This is a genomic window from Aeromicrobium sp. (genome assembly GCF_049587115.1).
Taxonomy (GTDB): Bacteria; Actinomycetota; Actinomycetes; order Propionibacteriales; family Nocardioidaceae; genus Aeromicrobium.
This window is the reverse complement of record NZ_JBAVDI010000056.1, coordinates 1-5,451: the sequence shown is the minus strand read 5'-3', so window position 1 is coordinate 5,451 and position 5,451 is coordinate 1. Positions and strand designations below refer to the sequence as shown.

Annotated in this window: 5 protein-coding genes; all 5 read right to left on the bottom strand. The window is 66.6% G+C overall.

What is annotated here, in order from left to right; genetic code table 11:
• Positions 1 to 198: 198 nt before the first annotated feature.
• Positions 199 to 2,376 carry an MMPL family transporter gene (locus WB461_RS05535; protein ID WP_423851723.1) on the bottom strand — a complete coding sequence of 726 codons (2,178 nt, stop codon included), beginning with the start codon at positions 2,374 to 2,376 and terminating at the stop codon, positions 199 to 201.
• A gap of 75 nt (positions 2,377 to 2,451) precedes the next feature.
• The gene (locus WB461_RS05530; protein ID WP_423851722.1) at positions 2,452 to 2,799 is read right to left on the bottom strand and encodes an ArsR/SmtB family transcription factor; all 348 of its coding nucleotides are present in this window, start codon (positions 2,797 to 2,799) and stop codon (positions 2,452 to 2,454) included.
• A complete protein-coding gene (locus tag WB461_RS05525; RefSeq protein ID WP_423851721.1) occupies positions 2,796 to 3,284 on the bottom strand; it encodes an ATPase in 489 nt (162 codons plus the stop codon). The genes WB461_RS05530 and WB461_RS05525 overlap by 4 nt, the downstream gene beginning before the upstream one ends.
• A 76-nt stretch (positions 3,285 to 3,360) precedes the next feature.
• Positions 3,361 to 5,217 carry an AMP-dependent synthetase/ligase gene (locus tag WB461_RS05520; RefSeq protein ID WP_423851720.1) on the bottom strand — a complete coding sequence of 619 codons (1,857 nt, stop codon included), beginning with the start codon at positions 5,215 to 5,217 and terminating at the stop codon, positions 3,361 to 3,363.
• A 22-nt stretch (positions 5,218 to 5,239) separates the two neighbouring features.
• The coding region (locus tag WB461_RS05515; RefSeq protein WP_423851719.1) for an acyl-CoA dehydrogenase family protein at positions 5,240 to 5,451 on the bottom strand (212 nt) is incomplete at its 5' end.

The window sequence follows — 5,451 nt, the reverse complement described above, 5'->3', positions numbered from 1 at the left end:
CCGCTGCGGTGAGCCGGTCGAGGTCGCCGCCGGTCGCGGCCAGCAGGGCGGTGGCTTCGCCGAGATCCAGCACAGCACCCCGTTCGGCACGAGCCAGCGCACGGCGTACCTGCTGGGGGGTGGGGGCTTCAGGCATGGTGATTCAGGCTAACCGCGGGCGGCCCGGGGCGATTCCCCGGGCCACTCGCTGAACAGTCGCTAGACGAGGACCTTCGCCTGCTCCTCGGTTGCTGGCGGTGCGTCCCGCTCGCCCCGGTCGAGCCTGCTCGGCCACCAGATCTTGCTCCCCAGGTCGAGGTTGATGGCGGTCACCAGGACGGACCTGACGATCATGGTGTCGAGCAGCACGCCGAGGGCGACCGCCGTGCCCAGCTCGGCGAGGAACACGAACGGGATCGAGCCCAGCACCAGGAACGTCGCCGCCAACACCAGCCCGGCTGAGGTGATCACCCCGCCCGTGGAGGACAGCGCGATCAAGGAGCCCTTGCGGGTGCCCTGCTGCGCGCTCTCCTCGCGGACCCGGGTCATCAGGAAGATGTTGTAGTCGATGCCGAGGGCAACCAGGAAGACGAACGTGAAGAGCGGGAACCCTGGGTCGACGAAGTTGAACCCGTTGCCGTTCTCGAAGATCGAGAGCTTGGTGAACACCTCTTGGAACAGGATCGTCGAGATCCCGAGCGCCGCCCCGAACGAGAGCACCACCGTGCCCATCAGAATCGCCGGGGCCAAGAGTGCTCGGAGCAGCAGGATCAGGATCAGGAACACCACGATCAGCACGATCGGGATGATCACCCGGTTGTCCCGGTCGGAGGCGATCTTGCTGTCGAGGTAGAACGCTGAGCCACCCCCCACGAGCGCGTCCGCGCCATTGACCCCGTGCACCGCGTCGCGGGCCGCCTCGACGATGTCGAAGGCAGCAGTCGAGGAGATGTCCTCACCGACGGTCGCCTCGAAGTAGGAACGTCCGTCGCCGAGGTCCGCAACCTGGGTGGGCTCGCCCAGGCCCTCGACGTCGGCCAGCGATGCTTGCACGGGCTTGAGCTGGTCACTGTTGGTGACCACCTGCACGGTGTTGGAGGTGTCTTGCAGACCGTGCTCCGCGAGGACCTGCTGACCCTGGATCGAGTCGAACACCTTCGTGTAGGTGTCTGCGGACGACATGCCCGACGCGTCGAGCCGGAACAACCCGAGGCAGGCGATCGCCAAGACGCCGGCCGTGATCGTCCAGACCATTCGCGGGCGCGGGGCGATGCCCTTGCCCACCCGGGCCCAGAGGCCGGACTGGGTCGGCTCGGCAGAACCGAACGACGGCCGTTTCGGCCAGAACATCCACCGTCCGAAGATCACCAGCAGGGCTGGTAGCAGCGTCACCATGACCAGGAACGTGGTCCCGACACCCACAGCGAGGACCGGTCCGAGGCCGGCCGTCGAGTTGAGGTCGGCGAAGGACAGGCACAACATGCCCACCACGACCGTCGATGCGCTCGCCAAGATGGCCGGCGCCGCGCGGTGCAGGGCGAACGCCATCGCTTCGTGGCGGTCGTCGTGACGGCGAAGCTCTTCGCGGTAGCGGGCGATCAATAACAACGCGTAGTCGGTGCCGGCGCCGATCACCAGGATGCCGAGGATGGCCTGGCTCTGCCCGTTGACGGTGAGGTCGGCGTACTTGGCCAGCAGGTAGACCACTCCGCCCGACAAGGTGTAGGCAACGGCGGCACTGAAGATCGGCAGGATCCAGAGCAGAGGGCTCCGGTAGGTGAAGAGCAGGATCACGATCACGACGAGGAACGTGATCAGGATCAGGTTGGTGTCGATGCCCTCGAACGCCTCGGCCGCGTCCCTGGCCTGGCCACCGAAGCCGGCCAGGTGCACGGTGACACCGTCCATGGCGGTGATGGCCTCGACCTGGTCGGCCGCCTCCGGAATGGCGTTCCAGCCGTTCTTGCCAAAGTTGAACGTGAACGCCAGGTAGGCGACTTCTCCGTCATCGGACAAGAGCTGCGGGACCGGTGCGCCCTGGGCCTGCAACGCGGCCGCGACGCTGGGCGTGAAAACGCCTTCGTCGGTGACGCCATCGAGCTGCGCGATCTCTGTGGCCTGCTCGTCCAGCGCGGCGAGGTCGGCCTGAGTCAGGCCGCCATCTCGCTGGTAGACGACGAGGGTCGGGATGTCGTCAGGGTTGACGGTGCCCGTGAGCTCCTCGACCACCTTCGTGGACTCGGCTGACTGGGGCAGCCATGAGGACGCCTCGTTGTTCTGGACGTCAACGAGCTGGGAGTTGAAGCCGCTCATGAGCGCGACGAGCGCAATCGCACCAACGAGGACGACCCACTTGGTGACGCGGCCGGTGAGCTTTCCGGCAAGGTGAAGATGCATGGCACGACTCTCTCAGTAAGCGCCGACAGCGCGCATCAGGGATTTCCCCTAACTGACCAGGTGCGTCCTGCAGACTCATCGCTCGCTGAGTGTTCGGTCGTCGGGCGACGACTCCGCCAGCTCCTTGACTCGCGCCAGGCTGCGCTCCCAGCTTCGGCCGATGCGGTCCATCTCCCGGGCCACGTCGCTGAGTCGGCCACCGAGCGCTCGATGCACGACCTCGCGCCCGCGTTGCTCGGACTTCACGAGGCCTGCCTCGCGCAGCACCTCTACGTGCTTGACGATCGCCTGTCGCGAGATGGGGAACTCCCGAGCCAGGCTCGACGCGGACGCCTGACCCTGGCCGAGCCGCACCAACAGCTGCCAGCGCATCTCGTCGCCCAGTGCGGCGAACACGGGAGGCAGCGCTGTTTCGAGGCTCACGTGAGGTGCGTACGTGCCGCCGCGAGCTCGGTCGCCCACCCCTCGACGTTTCCCTCGCGGGCCGTCAGCCAGGTGGGGCGGTCGTCGCTCAGGCCGGAGAAGCCACTCTCGACCACCCGGAGTACGACGCCGCCCGGGCGATCCTCGACCCAAAACTCCACCAGGGTGCCGTCATGGTCGTCGTTGGCCAGCCAGCGGAACGCGGCATACCTCGGCTGGTCGAGCTCGATGGTCCGGACCCGGAACTCGCCGTGCTTCTCGTGGCGCACCACGACCACCGTGTCATCGCCGGAGTCATCGCCGGTGTCGCGCTCGACCACCTGATCGGGGTTGATGGTGCCGTCGTTGATCCACCAACCTGGCTGCGAGATCAAGCTCCACACCCGATCGGCGGTGGCGTCGATGTCGATGCTGCGGTCGATCCGGTCCAGCTCGTCGACAGCAGTGGTGCCGGCAGTGGCGCCCGCAGTGGTGTTCGCGTCCATGGGATTCCTTCCGTCGCTTTATGTGCAATCAGACAGTTGCACATATGAGGGACGAACGCAACCTCCAGGTTGCAGGTCAGCCGTAGAGGCGTTCCAGCACGTCCGCGTACTTCTGGTTCACCACGCGGCGCTTCAGCTTGAGGGTCGGCGTCAGCTCGTCGCTCTCAGCCGTCCACTCGACCGGGAGCAGCTCGAACGCCTTGACCTGCTCGGGCCGGGACAGGCGCTCATTGGCCGCGTCGACGGCGGCCTGCGCCATGGCGAGGATCGCTGGCTTCTGGGCGAGGTCGGCGAGGTCGTGGAACTCCAGACCCATCTGCTGGGCGACCAGAGGAGCGATCTCCGCATCGAGGGTCATCACCGCGACGACGTACGGCTTGGCGTCGCCGATGGCCATGGCATGCCCGATGATCGGCGACTCTTTCAGGTAGTTCTCGATGTTGGACGGAGCGATGTTCTTGCCCGATGAGGTGATGATCAGCTCCTTCTTGCGGTCCACGATGGAGACGAAGCCGTCGTCGTCCAGGGCGCCGATGTCGCCGGTGTGGACCCAGCCGTCCTCATCGATCAGCTCGCGGGTCTTGTCCTCGGCCTTGTAGTAGCCCGAGGTGTTCACCGGACCCCGGATCAGCACCTCGCCATCGTCGGCGAGAGTCACCTCCATGCCCGGCGTTGCCCGGCCGACGGTGCCCAGCTTGAAGCTGCCGGGTCCGTTGGCGGTGACCGCGCCGCAGGTCTCGGTCATGCCGTAGACGTCGAACACCTTGATGCCCAGGCCGGCCATGAACTTCGCGACCTCCAGCGGCATCGGTGCCGCTGCAGAGGCGGCCCACTTCACCTGGTCGAGACCGAGCAACAGCTTGAGGAAGCCCAAGATCGCCTCGTCGGCCTTCTGGTAGGCCTCCTCGATCTCGGGCGTCATGGTGCCCCCGACCTGCTGGGCCTCCACCCAGGCGAGTCCGGCGGCCATCGCGTTGCGGACCATCTCGACGTTGGCCGGGTCGGGGTCCGCGGCAAGCTTTGCGGAGATGCCGGTCTTGATCTTCTCCCACACTCGCGGCACGCCGAAGAACGACGTCGGGTGCACCTCGCCGAGCGTGGCCACCAGCTGTGCCGGGTCGCCGATGACGTGCACGTGGCCGCCGATGATCTCGGGGACGTAGATGCCCAGCGTGCGCTCGGCAATGTGCGCGAACGGCAGATAGCTGACCTGCCGCTGCGGTCCGTCCAGGCCTGCTCCTTCGAGGGTGCTCACTGCCTCGTAGATCACGTTGTGGTGGCTGAGCACCACGCCCTTCGGGCTGCCGGTGGTGCCGGAGGTGTAGAGGATGGTCGCCGGTGACTCAGGAGTCAGCTCGGCTGCGCGAGCCTGCACGTCCTCGACGTGCGTGGCGCGGTAGGCCGCACCGGACTCGACCAGGTCTGCCCAGGAGATGAACCGGTCGTCATCCTCGGGCAGGTCGTCGGCGTTGATGACCACGACCTTGAGCAGCCGCCCGGCGGCTTCGATGGCGGCGGTCCAGCGACCGATGTGGTCGGCGTTCTCGAGGATGGCGACGCTGGGTTCGGACTGAGCCGCGACGAAGGAGACCTGCTCGACCGACAGCGTGTTGTAGATCGACATCGGGGTCGCCGCTGCATGCACGATGCCGATGTCGGCGACGACGTGCTCGATCCGGTTGCTGGCCATGATCGCCACATGGTCCCCGGACTGCACACCGAGCTCTATCAGGGCGGCTGCCACGTCGAGGCCGAGCTCGCGGGTCTCGGACCAGGTCAGCGTGCGCCACGACTCGCCCTCGGGCACCTGGTGCTTGTCCGAGTACGCCGGCTGGTCGCCGTACTTCTGCACGGTCTCTGCCAGGGAGTCGACCAACGTGAGGCCGGCCACCTGCTGCTCGATCTCGGCACGCTTGGTCAGTACATCGGTCATGCGGTCTCCTCGTGAGATGGGGTCAGACGCCGAGCATCCGACCGATGATCTCTTTCTGGATCTCGGTCGTGCCGCCGTAGATGGTCTGGATCCTGCTGTCGACGTACGCCTTGGCGATGGGGTACTCCAACATGTAGCCGTAACCGCCGTGCAGCTGCACGCCCTGGTCGACCAGCTTCACCTGCAGCTCGGTCGTCCACCACTTGGCCATCGACGCCAGGGCCGTGTCTACCT